This window comes from Gordonia alkanivorans NBRC 16433, assembly GCF_000225505.1.
Taxonomy (GTDB): Bacteria; Actinomycetota; Actinomycetes; order Mycobacteriales; family Mycobacteriaceae; genus Gordonia; species Gordonia alkanivorans.
The window spans coordinates 90,124-111,839 of the sequence record NZ_BACI01000067.1 but is presented as its reverse complement, the minus strand read 5'-3'; the positions used below and the strand labels follow the sequence as shown (position 1 = coordinate 111,839).

The 21,716-nt window shown below is 68.4% G+C and carries 23 protein-coding genes; 14 read left to right on the top strand and 9 right to left on the bottom strand.

All coding sequences use genetic code 11. The features are described 5' to 3' along the window. The 3 genes from GOALK_RS12885 to GOALK_RS12875 form a co-directional block, all read right to left on the bottom strand. A partial coding sequence (locus GOALK_RS12885; RefSeq protein ID WP_006359262.1) for a sensor histidine kinase occupies nt 1-978 on the bottom strand: 978 nt, incomplete at its 3' end. A 43-nt stretch (nt 979-1,021) separates the two neighbouring features. Further along, nucleotides 1,022-1,702: a response regulator transcription factor gene (locus GOALK_RS12880; RefSeq protein WP_006359261.1), complete on the bottom strand. Its 681-nt coding sequence runs from the start codon at nt 1,700-1,702 to the stop codon at nt 1,022-1,024. Next, a complete protein-coding gene (locus GOALK_RS12875; RefSeq protein WP_006359260.1) occupies nt 1,699-2,292 on the bottom strand; it encodes a PH domain-containing protein in 594 nt (197 codons plus the stop codon). Before GOALK_RS12875 ends, GOALK_RS12880 begins: the two co-directional genes overlap by 4 nt. A gap of 99 nt (nt 2,293-2,391) precedes the next feature. On the opposite strand from GOALK_RS12875, the gene GOALK_RS12870 reads away from it, so the two are divergent. Beyond that, the gene (locus GOALK_RS12870; protein ID WP_006359259.1) at nt 2,392-3,012 is read left to right on the top strand and encodes a hypothetical protein; all 621 of its coding nucleotides are present in this window, start codon (nt 2,392-2,394) and stop codon (nt 3,010-3,012) included. Nucleotides 3,013-3,045: 33 nt separating this feature from the next. Here the strand turns inward: GOALK_RS12870 and GOALK_RS12865 are convergent, their stop codons facing one another. After that, the gene (locus GOALK_RS12865) at nt 3,046-3,837 is read right to left on the bottom strand and encodes a biotin--[acetyl-CoA-carboxylase] ligase (RefSeq protein ID WP_006359258.1); all 792 of its coding nucleotides are present in this window, start codon (nt 3,835-3,837) and stop codon (nt 3,046-3,048) included. Between the two features lie 219 nt (nt 3,838-4,056). Here GOALK_RS12865 and GOALK_RS12860 point away from each other — a divergent pair, with 219 nt between their 5' ends. From GOALK_RS12860 to GOALK_RS12850, 3 genes are read left to right on the top strand one after another with little or no spacing between them, the layout of a single operon-like run. Then, nucleotides 4,057-5,685 carry an acyl-CoA carboxylase subunit beta gene (locus GOALK_RS12860; RefSeq protein WP_006359257.1) on the top strand — a complete coding sequence of 543 codons (1,629 nt, stop codon included), beginning with the start codon at nt 4,057-4,059 and terminating at the stop codon, nt 5,683-5,685. Continuing rightward, nucleotides 5,682-5,906 (top strand): acyl-CoA carboxylase subunit epsilon, encoded by a 225-nt coding sequence (locus GOALK_RS12855; RefSeq protein ID WP_006359256.1) that lies wholly within the window; start codon nt 5,682-5,684, stop codon nt 5,904-5,906. The genes GOALK_RS12860 and GOALK_RS12855 overlap by 4 nt, the downstream gene beginning before the upstream one ends. Nucleotides 5,907-5,909: 3 nt before the next feature. Next, the gene (locus tag GOALK_RS12850; RefSeq protein WP_006359255.1) at nt 5,910-6,605 is read left to right on the top strand and encodes a Maf family protein; all 696 of its coding nucleotides are present in this window, start codon (nt 5,910-5,912) and stop codon (nt 6,603-6,605) included. Nucleotides 6,606-6,873: 268 nt separating this feature from the next. Here GOALK_RS12850 and GOALK_RS12845 read toward each other — a convergent pair whose 3' ends face one another. Beyond that, entirely contained in the window at nt 6,874-7,599 is a 726-nt protein-coding gene (locus tag GOALK_RS12845) for a neutral zinc metallopeptidase (RefSeq protein ID WP_006359254.1), read from the bottom strand. Here GOALK_RS12845 and GOALK_RS12840 point away from each other — a divergent pair. The 6 genes from GOALK_RS12840 (at nt 7,598) to GOALK_RS12815 (ending at nt 13,479) form a co-directional block, all read left to right on the top strand. Continuing rightward, nucleotides 7,598-7,906, top strand: coding sequence for a hypothetical protein (locus GOALK_RS12840; RefSeq protein WP_050918714.1), 309 nt, complete (start codon nt 7,598-7,600; stop codon nt 7,904-7,906). The genes GOALK_RS12845 and GOALK_RS12840 overlap by 2 nt on opposite strands. Nucleotides 7,907-8,097: 191 nt before the next feature. Further along, nucleotides 8,098-8,994 (top strand): sulfurtransferase, encoded by an 897-nt coding sequence (locus GOALK_RS12835; protein WP_006359252.1) that lies wholly within the window; start codon nt 8,098-8,100, stop codon nt 8,992-8,994. A 13-nt stretch (nt 8,995-9,007) separates the two neighbouring features. After that, nucleotides 9,008-9,457: a SufE family protein gene (locus GOALK_RS12830; RefSeq protein ID WP_006359251.1), complete on the top strand. Its 450-nt coding sequence runs from the start codon at nt 9,008-9,010 to the stop codon at nt 9,455-9,457. Beyond that, nucleotides 9,454-10,989 carry a condensation domain-containing protein gene (locus GOALK_RS12825; protein ID WP_006359250.1) on the top strand — a complete coding sequence of 512 codons (1,536 nt, stop codon included), beginning with the start codon at nt 9,454-9,456 and terminating at the stop codon, nt 10,987-10,989. The genes GOALK_RS12830 and GOALK_RS12825 overlap by 4 nt, the downstream gene beginning before the upstream one ends. A 207-nt stretch (nt 10,990-11,196) precedes the next feature. Further along, the gene (locus tag GOALK_RS12820) at nt 11,197-12,984 is read left to right on the top strand and encodes an acetyl/propionyl/methylcrotonyl-CoA carboxylase subunit alpha (RefSeq protein ID WP_006359249.1); all 1,788 of its coding nucleotides are present in this window, start codon (nt 11,197-11,199) and stop codon (nt 12,982-12,984) included. 132 nt (nt 12,985-13,116) lie between these two features. Beyond that, nucleotides 13,117-13,479: a GNAT family N-acetyltransferase gene (locus tag GOALK_RS12815; RefSeq protein WP_006359248.1), complete on the top strand. Its 363-nt coding sequence runs from the start codon at nt 13,117-13,119 to the stop codon at nt 13,477-13,479. 76 nt (nt 13,480-13,555) lie between these two features. Here GOALK_RS12815 and GOALK_RS12810 read toward each other — a convergent pair whose 3' ends face one another. Further along, nucleotides 13,556-14,683 carry a nitronate monooxygenase gene (locus tag GOALK_RS12810; RefSeq protein WP_006359247.1) on the bottom strand — a complete coding sequence of 376 codons (1,128 nt, stop codon included), beginning with the start codon at nt 14,681-14,683 and terminating at the stop codon, nt 13,556-13,558. 204 nt (nt 14,684-14,887) lie between these two features. On the opposite strand from GOALK_RS12810, the gene GOALK_RS12805 reads away from it, so the two are divergent. Continuing rightward, nucleotides 14,888-15,097 (top strand): hypothetical protein, encoded by a 210-nt coding sequence (locus tag GOALK_RS12805; RefSeq protein WP_006359246.1) that lies wholly within the window; start codon nt 14,888-14,890, stop codon nt 15,095-15,097. Nucleotides 15,098-15,133: 36 nt separating this feature from the next. Here the strand turns inward: GOALK_RS12805 and GOALK_RS12800 are convergent, their stop codons facing one another. Further along, nucleotides 15,134-16,456: an NAD(P)/FAD-dependent oxidoreductase gene (locus tag GOALK_RS12800; RefSeq protein WP_040004190.1), complete on the bottom strand. Its 1,323-nt coding sequence runs from the start codon at nt 16,454-16,456 to the stop codon at nt 15,134-15,136. A 74-nt stretch (nt 16,457-16,530) separates the two neighbouring features. On the opposite strand from GOALK_RS12800, the gene GOALK_RS12795 reads away from it, so the two are divergent. The 3 genes from GOALK_RS12795 to GOALK_RS12785 are packed head-to-tail and all read left to right on the top strand — an operon-like array spanning nt 16,531 to nt 20,155. After that, the gene (locus tag GOALK_RS12795; RefSeq protein ID WP_006359244.1) at nt 16,531-17,046 is read left to right on the top strand and encodes a (2Fe-2S)-binding protein; all 516 of its coding nucleotides are present in this window, start codon (nt 16,531-16,533) and stop codon (nt 17,044-17,046) included. Beyond that, nucleotides 17,043-18,053 (top strand): FAD binding domain-containing protein, encoded by a 1,011-nt coding sequence (locus GOALK_RS12790; protein ID WP_006359243.1) that lies wholly within the window; start codon nt 17,043-17,045, stop codon nt 18,051-18,053. Before GOALK_RS12795 ends, GOALK_RS12790 begins: the two co-directional genes overlap by 4 nt. Beyond that, nucleotides 18,050-20,155: a xanthine dehydrogenase family protein molybdopterin-binding subunit gene (locus GOALK_RS12785; RefSeq protein WP_006359242.1), complete on the top strand. Its 2,106-nt coding sequence runs from the start codon at nt 18,050-18,052 to the stop codon at nt 20,153-20,155. Before GOALK_RS12790 ends, GOALK_RS12785 begins: the two co-directional genes overlap by 4 nt. 1 nt (nt 20,156) lies before the next feature. Here GOALK_RS12785 and GOALK_RS12780 read toward each other — a convergent pair whose 3' ends face one another. Together GOALK_RS12780 and GOALK_RS12775 are read right to left on the bottom strand one after the other, a co-directional pair. Then, entirely contained in the window at nt 20,157-20,879 is a 723-nt protein-coding gene (locus tag GOALK_RS12780) for a hypothetical protein (RefSeq protein WP_040004197.1), read from the bottom strand. A gap of 210 nt (nt 20,880-21,089) precedes the next feature. Beyond that, nucleotides 21,090-21,662, bottom strand: coding sequence for a nucleotidyltransferase family protein (locus tag GOALK_RS12775; RefSeq protein ID WP_006359240.1), 573 nt, complete (start codon nt 21,660-21,662; stop codon nt 21,090-21,092). Nucleotides 21,663-21,716: the final 54 nt, after the last annotated feature.

Sequence of the window (21,716 nt, the reverse complement as noted above, 5' to 3'; positions counted from 1 at the left end):
GACCGCCTCGCGAAGCCGCCCGGACTGCGAGGTGAGTGCCTGCGGCGCCCCGTCGACCTCGACGGTCAGCTGACGGCCCTGTGCCTCGAAGGCGTGGCGGAAATCCTCGACCAGCGTGGTGAGCATCTCCCCGACGTCGATGAAGTGCGGAGCCGGTTCGTCGGCGCGCGAGGCCTCCACCAGTTCGTCGAGTTCGGTGGCGAGTCGTTCGACCTGATCGAGCGCGGCCTCCGCCTCGGTGACCACTGCCGGGTCGTCGTGCAGCGTCAGCTCCTCGAGTCGCAGCTGGATGGCGGTCAGCCGGCTGCGCAGCTGATGCGATGCGTCGCCGGCGATCTCGCGTTCCCGCTCGAGTCGCAGTGCTTGCGCGGTGTTGGCGTCGGCGAGCGCCCGAGACACCCGGTCGAGTTCGGCGATGCCGTACATCTTCCATTCGGTGCGGAAGTCGGCGCGCCCGAGTGTCGCCGCCCGGTCGGCGAGATCGGTCAGGGGGTCGACGATCCGGCCGGCGGTCACCGCGGCCACCACCGATCCGCCGATCACCGAGGTGAGGACGACCAGCAGGACGATCCCCGTCGCGGTCAGCTGGTCGTCGCGGACCTTGTCGCGCGGGATGGACAGGGTCAGCGTGCCGGCAGCGCCCAGGCCGATGGATTCCGACAGCCGGGGACCCCCGATGTCAGCACCCACGACCATCCGCTGACTCGTGCCCTCCAGATCGGGATAGGTGATCGTCAGGCGGCCGTTCGGCGGCAGGAGCAATTCGAACGACTCCCGGTTGACGGAGTCGCGCGGGATACGACCGTCGGCGCCCTCCTCGCGGATGAGCTGATCGGCGATGATCTTGAGCCGGTTGTCCAGATCCTGGTGGGCGTTCTCGGCGACCCACCACCAGGCCACCACGCTCAAGGGAATGCCGAGCAGACAGCCGACCGCGATCAGGACGGCGATCATCGTGGTGAGCAGGCGTCGGCGCATGGAAGCCGGGTGGCGCATCGAAGGCGGTCGGATGGGCATCGGCTCAGGGGTCGAAACGGAAACCGACACCGCGCACCGTCACGATGTGCCGCGGGCGACTGTGACGGTCGTCGCCGATCTTCCGGCGCAGCCACGAGATGTGCATGTCGAGGGTCTTCGACGACCGCAGATCCGCCGACCCCCAGACCTCAGTGAGGATCTCCTCGCGCGTCACGACCTCACCGGCACGCTCCATCAGGAATCGCAGAAGGTCGAATTCGCGGTTCGCCAGGGTGAGGTCCTGTCCGTCGGCGAGAACGCGGCGTGCCCGGGCATCCAGCCGGATCTCACCGCCCTCGAGCACCTCGTCACCGTCGCCGGGCTGGCGGCGCCGCAGTAGGGCGCGTACGCGGGCGAGGAGTTCGGCAAGCCGGAAGGGTTTGCCCACGTAGTCGTCCGCGCCGGCGTCGAGGCCGACGACGAAGTCCACCTCGTCGGTGCGCGCGGTGAGCATGAGGACCGCGAGTGCGGGCCGCTGGGCGCGTACCCGCCGGCAGACCTCGAGTCCGTCGAGGACCGGTAGCCCGAGGTCGAGGATGAGGAGTTCGTAACGGCTGTCGAGCGCCTTCTCGAGCGCGTCGGCGCCGGTGCTCACGACCTCGCACCCGTATCCCTCACGGGTCAGCGCGCGCGCGAGCGGTTCGGCGATCGCGGCGTCGTCCTCGGCGAGCAGCACGTTGGTCAACGCTCCCGCGCCCCTCTGTTCTCGGGACGGTCGGCGGGTCCGTCCGGGTCGCCGTAGCCGTCGTCGGGGTGATCGTCGTCGGCGTACATCTCGAGCACCTCGTGGTAGAGCAGCGAGTGGACCTTCTCCACCTGTGGGATGTCGTCGAAGGACAGCGGTTCGTCGGAGGCCGACTCGATGACCAGCGTGCCGGTCCGCAGCATCCGGTCGATGACGCCGTGGCGGAATTCGACGGTGTTGATGCGCCGGATCGGGATGTCGATCCCGGAGCGCGTGAGGATTCCGTTGCGGAACATCACCCGGCGGTCGGTCAGCACGAAGTGCGTTGTCTTCCAGGACAGCAGCGGCCGGACGAAGTACCAGGCGAGGCCGAGCGCCCACGCCACGCCGACGACGATCAGCAGCACCGTCCGCGGGGTCGGGCCCAGCGACGATCCGGTGATCACGCCGGCCAGGACACCCGCGGCCGCGGTGATGATCGCGAACAGCAGGAACGGGCCGAGCAGACACTTCCAGTGTGGGTGCCGGTGGAGAACCACACGTTCACCGGGCGCCAGGTTCTCCCGCGGGTAAGCCATGCGGCTCAGCATAATCGGGACGGGCGTGCCCGGGGGCACGCTGAGTAGACTGCGAGGCACCAGTACCGATCGACTGCCGGGCACGTTGGGGCGGTCGGCGAGGAGAATGTGATGACCTACCAGGACCCGCGGGGCCCGCACCGCGATCCCGATCCCCGGACCGCCCGCTACGAGTCCGGCTACAACCCCGATTCGCGTGCCTACAGCCAGCAGGGCGCGCCCTACGAGGAACCGTATCGCGACCAGTACCCCGCCGAGCCGTACGGCGGCGGGTACGCCGAGCAGCCGCGGCCGGACCGGGCGCCGCGACGCGGACCCGACGTCAACCCGGTGACCTTCGCCGGCGGGGTGGTGATGACCGGTGTGGTCACCGGCCTGGCGGCCTGGCTGGTCGCGTGGATCATCTCGGCCTTCGTCGAGAAGGTGAACGAGTCCGGCAAGCTCGGGGTGTGGAATCCGGTGGCGGCCAGCGAGATCTGGTTCGGCGTCGTGGGATTCCTGTGCGCACTCGCCGCGGGCGCCCTCTGGTACGTGCTGCAGCTGATCACGCCGGCGCCCAACCAGTTCTACCGGTGGATCGTCGGCCTGCTGCTGGTCGCCGCGGTGCTGATCCCGATCCTCACCTATCAGCAGACCTCGGTCGGCATCGAGACCGCGATCCTGCACTTCGTCATCGGCCTGCCACCGCTGACGATCATCCCCGCGATGGGCATCAAGAGCCTGCAACGCTAGGTCCCGCCTGTCGCCGGCTGAGCCCCGTCGAAGTCAGACCGGCCGCAGGTGCGTGACGTCGCCGGCGGCCGCGATCACCTGCCGCCCGTCGGCGTCGACGACGATCCGCCCGGATGCGTCGACGCCGGTCGCGGTGCCGACGACCTCCTCGTCGCCGGGCAGCACCAGACGTACTCGGCGCCCGATGGTGTCGCTGTCCTCCCGATACCGCGCCGCGAGTCCGTCGACGTCGTGCGGCCAGAGGTCGAGGAGCTCCGACAACGCCCGCAGGTACGACGCCGCGAGCTCGGTGAGCGGTATGTCCTTGCCGGTCACCAGCTGCAACGACGTCGCGGTCGGGACCGGCAGTTGGTCCTGCGTCATCGTCGTGTTGAGGCCGGTGCCGATGACCGCCACTCCCCCGTCCCCGCCGCGGGTGTGGGGCGAACGCGTGTACTCCGACAGGATTCCGGCGGTCTTGCGCCCGTCGATCAGGACGTCGTTGGGCCACTTGAGGGTCGGCCGCACGTCCACCGCCTCGCCGATGCCCTGAACGGCGGCGAGCCCGGCCAGGAGCGACAGCCAGCCGAGGTGTTCGGTGTGCTCACCGACCTCGACCGCCGCCGACATCGCCAGCTGGGTCCCGCGCGGTGCGGTCCACGTCCGAGCGTGACGTCCGCGGCCCGCGGTCTGGTCGGTGGTCAGGCGCACCGTTCCGTCGATGGATTCGGTGGCCGCGCGTGTCACGAGATCGGCGTTGGTCGACCCCGTCGCGTCGACCACCTCGATCCGGTGCCAGCGCGTGTCGGCGAGTCGAGTCCGGAGCAGCTCGGCGTCGAGGGTCATGCCTGAAGAACCTACTGGGTGTTCGGCGTGGTGATGACCGCCGATGTGCGCCCCTCCGTGCCGCAGCCGGGTGAGACGAATCGCGCTGGACACGCGGGCCGATGGTCACGTGCAACCGTGCAGGCCGATCCCCACCGACCGATCGCTCGGGAACCTGAGGGATATCTCACGTTGATCCGGTTGACGTGGCTCACACCCGGGTAGTTAGCATCGACAGTCATGACCACAGCTTCACGCGACGATTCCGCCGCTCCCGACATCCACACGACAGCGGGGAAGCTCGCCGATCTGCGCAATCGCCTCGAAGAGGCGAAGCACCCCGTGGGCGAGGCCGCCGTCGAGAAGACCCATGCGAAGGGCAAGCTCACCGCCCGCGAGCGGATCACCCACCTGCTCGACGAGGGATCGTTCGTCGAACTCGACGCGCTCGCCAAGCACCGCAGCACCAACTTCGGTCTCGCCGAGCGTCGACCTGTCGGAGACGGTGTGGTCACCGGTTACGGCACGATCGACGGCCGCGAGGTCTGCATCTTCTCGCAGGACGCCACCGTCTTCGGCGGCAGCCTCGGTGAGGTCTACGGCGAGAAGATCGTCAAGGTCATGGATCTGGCCATCAAGACCGGCCGCCCGCTGATCGGCATCAACGACGGCGCCGGCGCCCGTATCCAGGAGGGCGTGGTCTCCCTCGGCCTGTACGGCGAGATCTTCCACCGCAACGTCCGCGCCTCGGGTGTCATCCCCCAGATCTCGCTGATCATGGGTGCCGCCGCCGGCGGCCATGTGTACTCGCCCGCACTGACCGACTTCGTGGTCATGGTCGACAAGACCAGCCAGATGTTCATCACCGGCCCGGACGTCATCAAGACCGTCACCGGTGAAGAGGTCACGCAGGAAGAACTCGGCGGCGCGACCACCCACATGGCAAAGTCGGGCACCGCGCACTACGTCGCCTCCGACGAGGAGGACGCGCTCGAGTACGTCAAGGAGCTCCTGAGCTACCTGCCGAGCAACAACCGCGCCGACGCACCTCGCCTGCCGGTCGCGCAGCCGGCCGCCGGGTCCATCGAGGACACCCTGAACGACGAGGACCTCGAGCTCGACACGCTCATCCCGGACTCGCCGAACCAGCCGTACGACATGCACGAGGTCATCCGTCGCATCCTCGACGACGACGAATTCCTCGAGATCCAGGCCGATTACGCGAAGAACATCATCGTCGGTTACGGCCGCGTCGACGGACGCAGCGTCGGCATCGTCGCCAACCAGCCGACCCAGTTCGCCGGCTGCCTCGACATCGACGCCTCGGAGAAGGCCGCCCGCTTCGTGCGCACCTGCGACGCCTTCAACATCCCGATCGTCACCCTGGTGGACGTGCCCGGCTTCCTGCCCGGTACCGACCAGGAGTACCGCGGCATCATCCGACGCGGCGCCAAGCTGCTCTACGCCTACGGCGAGGCAACGGTCGGCAAGATCACCGTCATCACCCGCAAGGCCTACGGCGGCGCATACGACGTCATGGGCTCCAAGCACATGGGCGCCGACGTGAACCTCGCGTGGCCGACCGCGCAGATCGCCGTCATGGGCGCCTCCGGCGCCGTCGGCTTCGTCTACCGCAACCAGCTCAAGGAAGCCGCCGCGAAGGGCGAGGACGTCGACGCACTGCGCCTCGAGCTGCAGCAGGAGTACGAGGACACCCTCGTCAACCCGTACGTCGCCGCGGCCCGCGGATACGTCGACGCGGTCATCCCGCCGAGCCACACCCGCGGCCAGATCGCGACCGCGCTCAAGCTGCTCGAGCGCAAGATGGTCAACCTGCCGCCGAAGAAGCACGGGAACATCCCCCTGTGAGTGAGAGCGCCGTGAACGAGAGCACCGAGAAGCCGTTCCTGACCGTCGTCAACGGCAATCCGACCGACGAGGACCTCGCCGTGCTGGTGAGCGTCCTGGCCGGCGCGGGTGCCGGCGGTGGCGAGCCGGAACCGGAGATCCGCAACGACTGGGGTCGCCCCGTCGATCGTCTGCGTCCGCAGTGGGGCGCACCGTCGAGCTTCACCAACCTGCGCTACTGACACGTGCCTGATTCCCTGATCGGGTCGAGTACACACGAGACCGGGCCGGCCACCGCCGGCCCGGTCTTCGTGCTCGGGTCGGCGTCCCCGGCCCGCCTCCGGGTGCTGCGCGCCGCGGGCGTCGAACCGGTGGTCCGTGTCTCGGACGTCGACGAGGACGCGGTGCTTGCCCAGTTGCCGCCCGGCACCCCCGCCGACGCCGTGGTCGCCGCCTTGGCGCAGGCGAAGGCCGAGGCCGTCGCCTCCCTACCGGAGATCGCCGGTGCGGCGGGGAACGGCGAGACGGTCGTGGTGATCGGCTGCGACTCGATGCTGCTCCTCGGCGACCGCCTCCTCGGCAAACCGCACACCCCCGAACGTGCGCTGGTCCAGTGGGCCGAGATGCGCGGACGCAGCGCCGACCTACTCACCGGCCATCACCTCATCCGGCTGAACCCCACCACCGGGTCCGCCACCGCGACCGGGACCTCCTCCACCACAATCCATTTCACCGACGCCCACGACGACGTGATCGCGCGCTACGTGGACAGCGGCGAACCGTTGCAGGTCGCGGGTGCGTTCACCCTCGACGGCCTCGGCGGCTGGCTCGTCGAGCGCATCGACGGCGACCCGTCGTCGGTGATCGGGATCGGCCTACCGCTGGTGCAACGCCTGCTGACCGAGGTCGGGCTGTCGGTCACCGACTTCTGGCTGCACTGAGCTGATCGACCTCGAAGAACCCCGGCCGGTACCGCCCGGCGTGCTCGCGAAATTCGTCCCCATGAGCACCCTCGGAGGGCACATTGCCCCCGTAAGCCCCTGAGGAGGACGAGATTTACGCCCCGCCGTGTGCAATCCCCCGAGGCCCGCTGCACGGCGGCCCAGGTTGACGTCGCGCGCGACCTCAACCTGTGGGAACGACGTCGGCCGAGGTCGAACAGCCGGGCCGATGTCGCATGCGATCTCATTCCGCCCGAGCCTCGAAGGGTCAGCTCACCTCGAAGAACTCCGGCCAGTACCGCTGGAGGCAGTCCACCGGCTGCCCCTGCCGATTGAACTGCGGGCCGGTGAGTCCGATGGTCAGCGCCCGCGCCCGTTCGACCGCCGATCCGTGGCCCATCGCGCCGCCGGTGTCACCGATGATCGGAAGAAGCGTCGCGACCTGCAGGATCTCCTTGGGTCCCAACCCGTCACGCTGGTAGGCGGTGGCAGCCCAGTTCGCGGCCAGGCAGTCGGCGAACAGCTCGCTGTTCTTGCCCTGCGGCAGGCGTCGTTCCGGGATGTCGAAGGCCTCGGCCATCCGGAAGACGACGTTGTGCCCGTACTCGTGGGCGACGACGATGGCCGCGGTGAAGTCGCCGACGATCGGCGACGGCACCCCGAAGACGTTCCCGTCCCAGATGGCGGCGAAGGTGTCGACCGGCAGCACGATGCTGCCCTCGGTCTCCTGCCCCTGCCCGTTGGGTTCCTCGTCCACACCGCAGAAGAAGGCGTTGGCCTCGTCGGACGGGATCCGGTTCGACGCCCCGTCCTCGTCGATGCACTCGGTGGCGAACGAGGTGCCCGACTCGATCAGCACGCGTCCCGGTGCGGGGTCACCCCAGCCGAGTTCGCCGAACCATCCGCCCCAGGTCGCATCGAGGTCGTCGAGCAGCGTGGTGAGGTACTTCGGTACCGCGGTGTCGACGTTGGACGAGTTCACCCCGCTGGTCATGAGTTCCGCCGACGGCGTCGCCAGCTCAGGGCAGTCGTCCGGACTGCAGCGAGTGGGGTCGGCGTTGCTCGGCGTCGACGACGGGATCCTCGACCGCGACGGCGAACTCGGGGTCGGCGACCCGGATGAGGAGGTCGATGCCGACGACGAGGGCGCCGGGCTCGACGAGTCGTCAGAGGAGATGAGCGAACACCCGCTCGTCGCGGCGAGCACCGCCACCGCCAGCGGGACGCCCCACCGCACCAGTCGCGAGACACTCCGGCACTCCACGCGAGCCCCACGTCGATCGATCATTGGGCGAACTTAGCAGGCAACCACCCCACTGACCTGCGGTTTGTCATCCAACCGAAGCACGCCGACACCGGGCGCGACAAACCGCAGCCGATCTGCCACCGGGCAGTCCCACACGGCCATGCCCTACCCTTTGTATCCGGGACCGGTCACGGTCCGCGCGATGAATGTCGAGACGCCCGAACGCACCAAGCTGGAGAACAGACCGTGAGTGTTGAAACCGACCCGAATCCGGCCTTCGCCGAGTACGCCCACCCCGAGCGGTTGGTGACCACTCAGTGGCTGTCGGCTCATCTCGGCTCCAAGGGCCTCAAGATCATCGAATCCGATGAGGACGTGTTGCTCTACGACATCGGCCACATCCCCACCGCGCAGAAGATCGACTGGCACCTGCACCTCAACGACCCGGTCACCCGCGACTACATCAACGGCGAGCAGTTCGCAGAATTGATGCGCAGCAAGGGAATCGAGCGCGACGACACCATCGTCATCTACGGCGACAAGTCCAACTGGTGGGCGGCTTACGCTCTCTGGGTGTTCACGCTGTTCGGTCACGAGGACGTGCGTCTGCTCGACGGCGGCCGCGACGCGTGGATGGCCGAGGACCGCGACACCTCCTTCGACGTCCCCGAGTACCCGCGGTCGGACTACCCCGTCGTCGAGCGTGACGACACCAAGATCCGCGCCTTCGCCCCGCAGGTTCTCGGGGTGCTCGGCACCGAGCCGCTCGTCGACGTCCGCTCGCCGCAGGAGTACACCGGCGAACGCACCCACATGCCCGACTACCCCGAAGAGGGCGCGCTGCGTGGCGGTCACATCCCCACCGCGGTGTCGATCCCGTGGGCCAAGGCGGCGGCTCCGGACGGCCGGTTCCGTTCCCGCGCCGAGCTCGACGAGATCTACGGCGACCTCGACAAGGACACCCCGACCATCGCCTACTGCCGCATCGGCGAGCGGTCCAGCCACACCTGGTTCGTCCTCACGCATCTGTTGGGGTACACCAAGGTTCGCAACTACGACGGATCGTGGACCGAGTGGGGCAACGCGGTTCGCGTACCCATCGCGGTCGGCGACACCCCGGGTGCCGCACCCGGCTCCAAGTGAGCCCTGATCGACGATGAGTTTGCCCCCAGCCCTGGCAGAGATCGTCGACGACTTTGCCGCGCTTGGTGATTCGGACAAGATCACCTTGCTCCTGGAGTTCGCCGACGAACTCCCCGACCTCCCTGAGCATCTACAGCAGGAGGCGATGGAACCGGTACCCGAGTGCCAGTCGCCGGTGTTCCTGTCCGTCGACGCCGACGATCCGGGATCGGTGCGCCTGTACTTCACCGCACCGCGCGAGGCACCGACCACACGCGGCTTCGCGGCGATCCTGCACCAAGGACTCGACACCGCCTCGGCACAGGAGATCCTCGACGTCCCGTCGGACTTCTACTACGACCTCGGTCTGGGCAGCGTGGTCAGCATGCTCCGCCTCCGGGGTATGGCGGGCATGCTCGGCCGGATCAAGGCGCAGGTTCGCAATCAGACTTCCGATTCCGGGTCCGACACACCCGGGGCATGAAGTTCATCCAGATCCGCGATGAGCCCATCGCCCCGGGAGGGCTCGTCGAGTGGACTCCCTATGTCCCCGGCGGATTGGGCGCGTGGAACCACGACTCCCGCCTGACCTCGCACAACCACGAGCAGCACCTGCGTGCTGCCTTCGAGTACCGCGTGCAGACGCAGCGGGAGGGCGGGCGGGAGGCGTGGCTGGGACTGTCGATCGAGTTCGACGAGCCGTTGTCGATCCCGGCGATCCGCTCGGTGCTGACCCAGTGGATAGACCGCCATGAGGTGCTGCGCAGCCACGTGGTCATCAAGGGCACCGGTCTGCAGCGGCTCACCACCGACCCGGGCACCGTGAAACTCAAGATGGGCCGGATCGGCTGGTTCCGTGAGTCGGGGCCGCTCGTCGAGCAGCTCGGCGGCTCCTTCGACCGCGCCACCGCGCCGCTGCACTGGCCCGCCTACCTGTTCGCGACGGTGGGACGGGCCGATTCGTTCACCCTGCTGTTCGCCGCGGACCATTCGCTCGTCGACGGTTATTCGCTGATCATGGCCCAGCAGGAGCTCGTCTCGCTGTACCGCGCCGCGAGGGAGCACCGGAGTGCCAACCTGCCCGAGGTCGGCAGCTACGTCGACTTCAGCGCCGAGGAACGCCGACTGTCCGACCAGACCGGCGGCGACCATCCGGCGGTCGCCCTGTGGTCGGAGTTCCTGCGCACGGGCGCCGGCGACATGCCCGCGCTGCTGCGGTCGCACGGCGGTGACGCCGAGGACGCCGATCGGCAGTACGTCGAAGAGACGACGATCCCGCAGGAATCGCTGTGGGGTGTCATCGCCGACGACGAGACGGCCAACCGCTTCACCGCGATCTGCTCGGAGGCCGGCGGCACCCTGACCGCGGGCATCCTCGCCGCGTTCGCGATGGTCCACCACGAGATGACCGGCGACGCGGACTTCCGTTGCGTGCTGCCCCGGCACACCCGCAACGACACCCAGTGGCTCACCGCCCTGGGGTGGTTCGTCGGCGTCGCGCCGTTCTGGGTGGACATGTCCGACTCCCCGACCTTCGACCAGGCGGTCAGCCGATCCACCGCCGTCCTGAAGCGGGGCCGTCAGGGCGCCGCGCTGCCGTTCCTGAGGGTGGCCGAGCTCATCGGCCATCGGGGGGAGCCGCGGTTCGTGATCTCGTTCATCGACACCCGGTACGCACCCGGCGCCGGAGCGGCCGATGCCGGCCGCGCGAAAGTGATCCGCAGTCACAGCTACTCACCGCACGAGGTCTACATCTGGATCAACCGGACGCCGTCCGGTTTGCGCTATTCGGCCAGGTTTCCGCGAGAATCCCCGCTCCGCGACTTCGGCGTCGACGAGTCGTCGACCGACATGCCCGCAACCGGAGCGCCGCTGCCTGGTGCGTCACCTTTCCCTCGTGATTCCCAGGCGACCGACATCGATCCGACAGTCGGTCCCGTCCACGCCTACCTGCGCAGTTTCGCCTTACTGGTGCGTCACCTCGGTGACGCGAGCACGTTCTCTCCGGCGTTGTGACCCACGGCTCCACCGAACGATTGCTCGGTGCGTTACTGTATTGGCCGGAAGGTCGCGATGCCGGACTCCCGGTGTCGTCCAACGCCCGAGCCGTCCGCATCCCGGTCGCCGAGCGTGTGCCCCCGTCTTGACCGTTGTCCGACAACCGTGTCGCGCGCTCACCCCGCGCTGCGAACACCTGAGTACGAGTAAGGCCCAGGAGAACAAGTGCCCAGTACCTCTTCCGCAATCAGCAAGGTCCTCATCGCCAATCGTGGCGAGATCGCTGTCCGCGTGATCCGCGCGGCCCGGGATGCGGGCCTCGCGAGCGTCGCCGTATACGCCGAGCCCGACGCGGACGCACTGTTCGTCAAGCTCGCCGACGAGGCCTTCGCGCTGGGCGGCCAGACCTCGGCCGAGTCATACCTGGTGTTCGACAAGATCCTCGACGCCGCCGCCAAGTCCGGCGCCGACGCGATCCACCCCGGCTACGGCTTCCTGTCGGAGAACGCCGACTTCGCCCAGGCCGTCATCGACGCCGGGCTGATCTGGATCGGACCGTCGCCCCAGTCGATCCGCGACCTCGGCGACAAGGTGACCGCCCGCCACATCGCCCTCAAGGCCGACGCCCCGATGGCCCCCGGCACCAAGGACCCGGTCAAGGACGCCGACGAGGTCGTCGCCTTCGCCAAGGAGCACGGTGTGCCGGTCGCCATCAAGGCCGCCTTCGGCGGCGGTGGCCGCGGCATGAAGGTCGCCTACACCATCGAGGAGATCCCCGAGCTGTTCGAGTCGGCGACCCGCGAGGCCGTCGCCGCGTTCGGTCGTGGTGAGTGCTTCGTGGAGCGCTACCTGGACAAGGCCCGCCACGTCGAGGCCCAGGTCATCGCCGACCAGCACGGCAACGTCATCGTCGCCGGCACCCGCGACTGCTCGCTGCAGCGTCGTTTCCAGAAGCTCGTCGAGGAGGCCCCGGCGCCGTTCCTGACCGCCGAGCAGCGCACCAAGATCCACGAGTCCGCCAAGGCCATCTGCCGCGAGGCCGGCTACTACGGCGCGGGCACCGTCGAGTTCCTGGTGGGCAACGACGGCCTGGTCTCGTTCCTCGAGGTCAACACCCGCCTGCAGGTGGAGCACCCGGTCACCGAGGAGACCGCCGGCATCGACCTCGTGCGTCAGCAGTTCCGCATCGCCAACGGCGAGAAGCTCGAGTTCACCGAGGACCCGGCCCCGCGCGGCCACGCCTTCGAGTTCCGCATCAACGGTGAGGACGCCGGCCGCAACTTCCTGCCGGCCCCCGGCCCCGTCACCGTCTACAAGGAGCCGACCGGCCCCGGCGTGCGCGTCGACTCCGGCGTCGTCGAGGGCGACGTCATCGGCGGCCAGTTCGACTCGATGCTGGCCAAGCTGATCGTCACCGGCGAGACCCGCGAGCAGGCGCTCGAGCGTTCGCGTCGCGCACTGGCCGAGTTCCAGGTCGAGGGCCTGGCCACGGTCATCCCGTTCCACCGCCACATCGTCTCCAATCCGGCGTTCATCGGCGACGGCGAGAAGTTCGATGTCTACACCAAGTGGATCGAAACCGATTGGGAGAACCCGATCGAGCCGTACACCGGTGGACAGCCGATCGAGGAAGACGATGCCGCACCGCGCCAGAAGGTCGTGGTCGAGGTCGGCGGACGCCGCGTGGAGGTCTCGCTGCCGGGCGATCTCGCCCTCGGTGGCGGCGGCTCGTCCAACGGTGTCGTCCGCAAGAAGCCGAAGGCCCGCTCGCGCAAGAAGGGCGGTGGCGCTGCCGCCTCCGGTGACGCCGTGGCCGCACCGATGCAGGGCACCGTCGTCAAGGTCGCCGTGGAAGAGGGCCAGGAGGTCGCAGCCGGCGATCTGATCGTGGTCCTCGAGGCCATGAAGATGGAGAACCCGGTCACCGCCCACAAGGACGGCGTGGTCACCGGCCTGTCCGTCGAGGCCGGCGCCGCGGTCACCCAGGGCACCGTGCTGCTCGAGCTGAAGTAACCCCCCGCCGCCTTCAGGAGCGAGGAACCACCCCCGCCGCCTGAGGTGCGAGGAGCGATAGCGACGAGCCACGAAGGCCCGGTGAGATGACCTCCCCGCCTTCGTGGCTCGCTCCTTGATCGAAGGAACGTCGTGCAACCAGTCGAGATCAACGCCGGGACTTGGTATCTGCGTTCGCTTCGTGCGGACGACCGGATCACCGACGTCCCGACGTTGTCTCTTCTCGGGGTCGACGACCCCGGCGAGTACGTGGCGAAAGCCAACGACGACTGGGAATCCGAGACCCGATTCGTATGGGCCATCTGCATCCCCACCACCGGTGAACTCATCGCGCTGATCGGCGTGACGCCGGACGGCTCCTCCGGTCAACTGTGGGGTCAGGCTCGCGAGGGTTACGACGAGGCGCTCGACGCGGCGACCGGGCCGGTGACTTGGTTTGCCGAGGGTGCGCTGGATCTCACCGTGGAGCAAGACATCTCCCGCACCATCGGCTGAGGCCCTCCCACCGCCACGAGCGCGGGGAACGGCGACTGCTCGCCGTTCCCCGCGCTCGTGAATTGCGCTGTGACGCTTACGCGGTCGCGTTTGCGAATGCGTCCAGGTTGCCGGTCGCCTCGATGTACTCGGTCACCCAGCGTTCGATAACCGCCGAGGTCTTCTCGACCTTCTTGAATTGCCCGACGACCTGGCCGACGGGGTTGAAGGCGACGTCGATGCTCTCGTCGGGATGCTTGTGCGTCGCGGCGACAGCCATACCGGAGACCATGTACTGCAACGGCATTCCCAGCGGATCGGGGTTCTCGGGGTTTTCCCATGCCTCGGTCCAGTCGTTGCGCAGCATGCGGCACGGCTTACCGGTGAACGAGCGGCTGCGAACGGTGTCGCGGCTCGATGCGTCGATGTAGGTCTGCTGCTGGACGGGGGTGTTCTCCGCCTCCTCGACCATCAGCCACTGCGAACCACTCCACGCACCCTGCGCGCCGAGCGCGAGTGCGGCCGCGATCTGCTCGCCGCTGCCGATACCGCCGGCGGCCAGAACAGGCACGGGGGCAACCTCTTTGACGACCTGGGGCCACAGCACGATCGAGCCGACCTCACCGCAGTGGCCGCCACCCTCGCCGCCCTGGGCAATGATGATGTCGACACCGGCGTCGGCATGCTTGCGCGCCTGCTTCGGCGATCCGCACAGCGCCGCGACCTTGCGTCCCGCGGCCTGGATCTTCTCGATCATGTCCTTCGGCGGCGTGCCGAGCGCGTTGGCGATCAGCGTGACCTTCGGATGCTGCAGCGCGATCTCGACCTGCGGCGTCGCGGTCGCCTCGGTCCAGCCGAGCAGCTGCAGCGAGTTGTCGTCGCCGTCGGCGAGCGGCACGCCGTGGTCGAGGAGCAGTTTGCGGCCGAACTCGAGGGTCTCGTTCGGCACCATCGACTGGAGCATCTTGGTGAGCTCCTCGGCCGACATGTTCGCGTCCATGCCCTCGTATTTGTTGGGGATCACGATGTCGACGCCGTACGGGTGATCGCCGATGTGCTCGTCGATCCAGTTCAGCTCGATCTCGAGCTGCTCCGGCGTGAAGCCCACCGCGCCGAGCACTCCGTAGCCGCCCGCCTTGCTGACCGCGACCACGACGTCACGACAGTGGGTGAACGCGAAGATCGGGAACTCGATACCGAGCTCATCGCAGATCGGGGTGTGCATACAGACTCCTCGCCAGGTCAGAATTAGAACGTGTTCTAATCTGGATACCAGGCCGCGCGTCGTCGGACAAGCGTTCCGCGGAACACTCGTCCCAGGCCGTCGGACCACTGACCGGCGAACCTCGACTCGACTCCCAGACTTCGATCGAGGTCTGGGAGTCGAGTTGAGGTTCGCCGGACGCGCCGTCGCCGACTCTCAGAGCTGGTGAAGATGCATCTGGGCCGTGACAAGAAGTCCCCCGCCTACAAGCGGGTCATCCTGTCGCACCACAAGAACCTGAACAAGGGAGACTTCATCATCGACGACCGGACCATGCGGGGCGTCGATGCCTTCGAGGGCGAACACATCCACTTCAAGCAGGCCGGCTTCGAGAACTGGGAGAAGGTCGTCGCGTACATGCGCATGAAGGTCTGAGCACGGCCGGCGAGGCCGCCGCCGAGCCCTGTTGACCTACTTCGCTTCCCGACGCGCGTACGGCGTCCGCGCGGTCTCGGTGTCGCCGTAGATGATCGCCCGCTCCCGGCGTGAGTCGGTCAGCAGCGTTGCACCCCAGGTCATCACGGTACCCAGCCGGTTGCGGATTCCGGCCAGGAAGGCGATGTGGATGACGCCCCAGGCGACCCAGCCCGGGAACCCCGACATCTGGAACCGACCGGACTGCACGATGGCCCGACGCCGCGCGATGTAGGCGGCGGTGCCGAGGTCGCGGTACTTGAACGGCGACCGTTCCTGCTGTCCTCCTGCACTTTCGGCGATCACGCGGCCGACGTGGTGTCCACCCTGCATGGCGACCTCGGCGACGCCGGCAAGGTCCTTGTACGCCATCATGTCGCCGGCGACGAACACCTCGGGATGTCCGGGGACCGACAGATCCGCCTCCACCGAGATTCGGCCCGCCCGATCCTGTTCGACGCCGAGCGCGGTCGCCAGGGTGGCGGCGAACGGGACCGCCTCGACGCCGGTGGTCCACAGCGTCGTTCGCGCCGGATACCGATCTTTGTGTTTGTCGGCCTTGCGGGTGGTCTCCACGTAGTCGTCGCCGACATCGGTCACGTGCACGCCGAGGTGCGTCTCCACGCCGAGGTCGTCGAGGGTTCGCTGGGCACTGGCCGACAGTCGGACGTTGAACGACGGCAACACCCGATCCCCACCGTGCAGCAGCAGGACCCGGGCGTGTGCCGGATCGATGGCGTCGTATTCGCGTTCCAGAGCACGAGTCGCGAGTTCACGAATCTGGCCCGCGAGCTCCACTCCCGTCGGTCCACCACCCGCGACCGCGAAGGTCAGCCAGGAGCGCTGCTCCTCGGGGTCGGTGACCGTCTCCGCCATCTCGAAGGCGGCCATGATCTTGCGGCGGATCGTCAGCGCGTCGTCGAGGGTCTTCATTCCCGGTGCATATTTCGCGAACTGGTCGTTGCCCCGGTACGCGGTCCGCATCCCGGTCCCCACCACGAGATAGTCGTAGGGCAGTCGGAATGACGACCGATCGAGACGGTCGACGACGACCTCGCGCGTCTCGACGTCGATGTCGGCGGCCTCCCCGAGGACGACGTCGAGATTGCGCTGGCGCCGGGTCAGGTGCCTGATCGGACTCGAGATCGCACCTTCGGACAGCAACCCGGTGGCGCATTGGTAGAGCAGCGGCTGGAAGACGTGGCTGGTGCTGCGATCGACCAGCGTCACGTCGACCGCGGCGTTCCGCAACCGCCGAACGCAATGCATGCCCGCGAATCCTGCTCCGATGACGACGACTCTGGGTCTCGAGGGGGCCATTCCGCCGATTGTTCCAGACGAATACGGAGCCATGGGATTGGTTTGGGCTTCACACCGCCGGGTATCCGCGCCATGTGGAAGCCAGGGTCTCTCTCTCGGTCAACGGTGTGGCACACGAGGTCGTGGTCGACACCCGCACCACCCTCCTCGACGGTCTGCGCGATCGCCTGGGCATCTTTTCGCCCAAGAAGGGTTGCGACCACGGCCAGTGCGGCTCGTGCACGGTCCTCGTCGACGGCCGGCGCGTCATCAGTTGCCTGTCGTTCGCCGTCAGCTACGAGGGCTCCGAGATCGTCACTGCGGAAGGACTCGCCGAACCCGGCGACCTCCATCCCCTCCAGCAGGCGTTCATCGACCAGGACGCCTTCCAATGCGGATACTGCACACCGGGCCAGGTGTGCTCGGCGGTCGGCATGCTCGACGAGGCGAAGAACGGGCACCCCAGTCACGCCACCGATGACCTCGACCCCGACGCGGCGGACGAGGCTCTCGGCGACGACGAGATCCGGGAACGGATGAGCGGCAATCTGTGTCGCTGCGCGGCCTACCCCAACATCGTCGCGGCGATCCGGCAGGCGGCGGAACGATGATCCCCTTCGCCTACGAACGCGCCGACGACGTGGCCGGAGCCGTCGACTTCCTCCGCGACCATCCCGGCGCGAAACTGCTCGCCGGCGGCACCAACCTCGTCGACCACATGAAACTCGGTGTCGCCAACCCGCCTGCGCTCGTGGACATCTCACGACTCCCCCTGGACCAGATCAGTGAGAACGCCGACGGTTCCCTGCGTCTCGGCGCGACCGCCCGCAACGCCGACACAGCTGCCCATCCCCTGGTCCGACGCCGCTACCCGATCCTCGCCCGCGCGCTGCTGGCGGGCGCATCACCGCAGTTGCGCAACCTGGCGACCAACGCCGGAAACCTGCTGCAGCGGACGCGATGCGTCTACTTCCAGGACGTCACGACGCCGTGCAACAAGCGCTCACCCGGTAGCGGCTGCTCGGCGATCGGCGGCTACACGCGCTATCACGCCATCCTCGGCACTCCCGACGCCGACGACCCGAACACCTGCGTGGCCACCCACCCGTCGGACATGGCCGTCGCGCTCACCGCCCTGGATGCGCGGATCGTCGTGCAGGGTCCGGACGGCGAACGCGAACTCGATGTCCGCGCGCTGTACCGCCACCCCGGTGAACATCCCGACCTGGACACGGTCCTCGACCCGCACGACGTCATCGTCGCGATCGACATCCCCGCGCCGCCGGCCGGGTCCGTCTCGACGTACCGCAAGGTCCGCGACCGGGCGTCGTATGCCTTCGCACTGGTCTCGGTCGGCGCGGAGGTCACCATGGACGGGGACACGACCGACGGGGCCACCATCGGCGAGGCGCGGATCGCCCTGGGCGGCGTCGCGCACAAACCCTGGCGCGCCGAACGCGCCGAAGCCGTCCTCCGCGGGCGGCAACCGTCGCGCGAGTTGTTCACCGAGGCAGCCGATGCCGAACTCGCCGACGCCCGGCCCCTGGACGGGAACGAGTTCAAGATCCCACTCGTCCGTCGCACCCTCAGCGCCGTCCTCGAGGAGCTGACCCGATGAGCGTCGTCGGATCGTCGCCCGCCCCCATCGGCCATGCGCGGATCGACGGCGTCGAAAAGGTCCGCGGTACAGCGCCGTACGCATACGAACACCTCACCGACGCAACCTACCTGTGGCCGATCACCGCGACCGTCGCCCGCGGCCGGGTGACCTCGATGGACACCGCCGCAGCGGAATCGACCGAAGGTGTCGTCGCGGTCCTCACCATCGACAATGCACCCCGGCTGGCCGACACCTCCGACGGCGATCTCACCATCCTGCAGACGCCGGAGGTCGCCTACCGCGGTCAACTCATCGGCGCTGTGGTCGCCGAATCTCCCGAAATCGCCCGGGAGGCAGCAGCTTCGGTGACCGTGTCCTACGACGAGGCACCCCATGACACCGAGTTCCGCGCCGACCATCCCAATCGGTACCGGCCGGAGAAGGTGAACGGCGGCTTCGAACCCACCTCCGAGAGCGGCGAACCCGACCGGATCCTCGACGACCCTCCGTCCGGTTCGGTGGTGGTCGACGAGTGGTACTCCACGCCGGAAGAGCACAACAACCCGATGGAACCACACACCGTGGTCGCGACGTGGGCGCCCGACGAGAAGCTCCTCACCCTGTACGACTCGACGCAGTCGACGCAGGGCGTGGTCTCCGCGTTGGCGCCCGTCCTTGGACTCGAACCCGCACAGATGCGGGTGATCGCGCCGCATGTCGGGGGCGGGTTCGGGTCCAAGGGTTCCCCTCATTCGCACGACGTGCTGGCCGCCATGGCCGCGATGCGGGTGCCCGGCCGGGCCGTGAAGTTCGCGGTGACGCGCCAGCACATGTTCGCCTACGTCGGCCATCGTGCGCCGACGCGTGCCCGGCTGCGCATCGCCGCGGACGGCGACGGCAACATCACCGCATTGATCCACGAGGCACACGCGCACTCCGCTCATGCGAAGGAGTTCGCCGAGCAGGCGGCCGTCTCGTCGCGGATGATGTACACCGCCCCCAACCGGCGCACCGACCACCACGTCGTCCCCCTCGACGTCCCCCCGCCGTTCTGGTTCCGCGCCCCCGGCGAAGCGCCCGGGATGTTCGCGGGTGAGGTCGCGATCGACGAACTCGCCCACGCCGTCGGACTCGACCCGATCGAACAGCGCGTCCGCAACGAACCCGCCGACGACCCGGAGAGCGGGAAACCGTGGTCGTCGCGGCAGCTCGTCCGATGTCTCCGCGAGGGCGCCGAACGGTTCGGCTGGGACCGTCGCCGCGCCGAGCCCGGCACGACCCGCGACGGACGACAGCTCATCGGCTACGGCGTCGCGGCGTCGACGTATCCGCACATGGTGAACCCGGGCAACGAGGCCTCCATCTCCTATCGGGACGGCCGGTACGCGGTGCGGATCGCGGCCACCGACATCGGCACGGGAGCGTGGACGGCACTGACGCTCATCGCCGCCGACGCGCTCGGGATCGAGCCGGAACAAGTCGACCTGCAGATCGGTGACAGCGCCCTGCCGAGCGGCTCTGTCGCGGGCGGGTCGTCGGGCACATCGTCGTGGGGATCGGCAATCGTCACCGCGGCACAACGATTTCGCACCCGGTTCGGCGACGCTCCGGCCGACGGCGCCGAGGTCAGCGCCAAGACCGACGAGAACCCCGATCTGAAGAAATTCCGGATCGCCTCGTTCGGTGCCCACTTCGTCGAGGTCCGCGTCGACGTCGACACCGGCGAGATCCGCATCCCCCGCATGCTCGGGGTGTTCTCGATCGGGCGCGCCATCAATCCGCGCACGGTGCGGTCCCAGCTCATCGGGGGGATGACGTTCGGCATCTCGATGGCACTGCTCGAGGAGAGCGTCCGCGATCCGCGCTTCGGGCACGTCGTCACCCAGGATCTCGCCGAATACCACGTGCCCGTGCACGCCGACATCGCCGACGTCGACGCCGTCTGGCTCGACGATCCCGACGAACACGCGACGCCGATGGGATCGCGCGGCGCCGGCGAGATCGGCATCGTCGGCAGTGCGGCGGCCGTCGTCAACGCGGTGTACAACGCAACCGGCGTGCGCGTCCGGGACCTGCCCGTGCACCTCGACGACCTGCTCGAGGGTTTACCGGACCAGTGAGTCAGCCGACTCCGGGATAGGTCGACCAGCCCGGTACCGCGGGCGACACCGGCCACGGCTCGTCGGCCTGGGCGGGAAGCCAGTGCGGCATCCCCACCTGTCGCGTTGCCGCGCAAGCCTTCTGGTCGGCGGTCGGGGTGGGATACAGGGCGGAGAAGTCGTACCGCGAGGTGTACCAGCCGCCGAAGACGTCGGTCTCCGGCGTCCGCTGACCACCCCGCGGAGCCGCCGGCGGCTGGTCCCCGGTGCGTCGGATGTCGATTTCGACGGGACGCGACGTGTCATACCCGACCGCCCACGTCCCATCGCTCTCCACCGAACGATATCCCTGACGGCACAGCACGATTCGCGTCCAGTCGACGTCGTCTACGCGTCGTAGCCCGGTGTAGAACGCGGTGCCGACCTGACGTCGGGCCTCGGAGACCTCGGACGGGTAGGCGGTCACCATCTGATCGATGTTCGACGGCGAGGCCTCGGCGAACCCCGGGTATCCCCATTCGACCGACGCCCCGGCGTTGGCGATCTCGAACGACTCGACGTAGGCGCGGACAAAGGTCCCCTCATCGGACTGCGGGTCCAGCACCGGTGTGGACGACCAGCGGAAAGTGGTGTCGAAGCCGGGCGGAAGGTGGGCATCCTGGGCGGCGGGCCGCTCGGACGCGGCCTGGTCCGGCGATCCCGCGCACGCGGCCAGTCCGAGGCCCGCGGCCAGCGCGGCGACCAGCGCGACGATTCGACGGCGGTGTCCTCGCGCCACGTGATCACCTTCTTCGCCGGTGATGGTCTTCGACGGGCCCGGTTTTGCGTCGGCTCTGGCTGTACCGACGCGGGCTCTTCTCTGCACCCTATGCACGGACGATCAGCAGAAGCCGGATCCCCGTGCACCGGAACGGCGACGAGAAGGTCTCGAAATGGGCACGCCGGAGGCGGCGGCTCATTCCCTGGTGTCGATGTCCCGGCCCGTGGCCAGGTCGCCACATTCGACGCAGGTCACCTCGTGATCTCGCAGATACCGCTGCGCACCGACATCCCCGTGGATGACCTCGACTGCCGGACCGAGATGATCGGCGCCGATGTACACCGGATGCCCCCGCCGGCCGTCGAAGACCGCACGGACCAGATCCCCGCGCCGCCCTCCGGACGCGTCGACGATGCGACGCACCACCTCGGGTCCGACATCGGGCGTGTCGACCACGGTGAGCACCACGCCACCCACCCCGGGCCGGCGAGAAGCCCAGCCGAGCGCCGCCGATACCGACGCGCCGAGGCCGTCAGCCCAGTCGTCGACAACGAGCGCGGTGACGCCGACGGGTGGCGCGACGATTGCGGCCCCCATCGCGACCGCGATGTCCGCGCACCCACCGGCGCGCAGCGCGTTCGTCGACGCCTTCAGCCAGACGCCGTCGTGGGCAAGGATCTTGGGCATCCCGTACCGGCTACCCGCACCGGCGGCGAGCACCACACCGAGAACCTCACCGATCTCGCTGTCCTCACCTGACGCAGTCACTGTTCCATCTTCCACAATTCCCGGGGCCGCTGGTGACCGCCGGTCCGGACGCCG

Excerpts from the sequence above, each read along its gene's own strand:
- GOALK_RS12875 (WP_006359260.1), bottom strand. The coding sequence starts at position 2,292 with ATGCTGAGCCGCATGGCTTACCCGCGGGAGAACCTGGCGCCCGGTGAA.
- GOALK_RS12870 (WP_006359259.1), top strand. The coding sequence starts at position 2,392 with ATGACCTACCAGGACCCGCGGGGCCCGCACCGCGATCCCGATCCCCGG.
- GOALK_RS12865 (WP_006359258.1), bottom strand. The coding sequence starts at position 3,837 with ATGACCCTCGACGCCGAGCTGCTCCGGACTCGACTCGCCGACACGCGC.
- GOALK_RS12860 (WP_006359257.1), top strand. The coding sequence starts at position 4,057 with ATGACCACAGCTTCACGCGACGATTCCGCCGCTCCCGACATCCACACG.
- GOALK_RS12840 (WP_050918714.1), top strand. The coding sequence starts at position 7,598 with ATGAGTTCCGCCGACGGCGTCGCCAGCTCAGGGCAGTCGTCCGGACTG.
- GOALK_RS12845 (WP_006359254.1), bottom strand. The coding sequence starts at position 7,599 with ATGACCAGCGGGGTGAACTCGTCCAACGTCGACACCGCGGTACCGAAG.
- GOALK_RS12830 (WP_006359251.1), top strand. The coding sequence starts at position 9,008 with ATGAGTTTGCCCCCAGCCCTGGCAGAGATCGTCGACGACTTTGCCGCG.
- GOALK_RS12825 (WP_006359250.1), top strand. The coding sequence starts at position 9,454 with ATGAAGTTCATCCAGATCCGCGATGAGCCCATCGCCCCGGGAGGGCTC.
- GOALK_RS12810 (WP_006359247.1), bottom strand. The coding sequence starts at position 14,683 with ATGCACACCCCGATCTGCGATGAGCTCGGTATCGAGTTCCCGATCTTC.
- GOALK_RS12800 (WP_040004190.1), bottom strand. The coding sequence starts at position 16,456 with ATGGCCCCCTCGAGACCCAGAGTCGTCGTCATCGGAGCAGGATTCGCG.
- GOALK_RS12790 (WP_006359243.1), top strand. The coding sequence starts at position 17,043 with ATGATCCCCTTCGCCTACGAACGCGCCGACGACGTGGCCGGAGCCGTC.
- GOALK_RS12785 (WP_006359242.1), top strand. The coding sequence starts at position 18,050 with ATGAGCGTCGTCGGATCGTCGCCCGCCCCCATCGGCCATGCGCGGATC.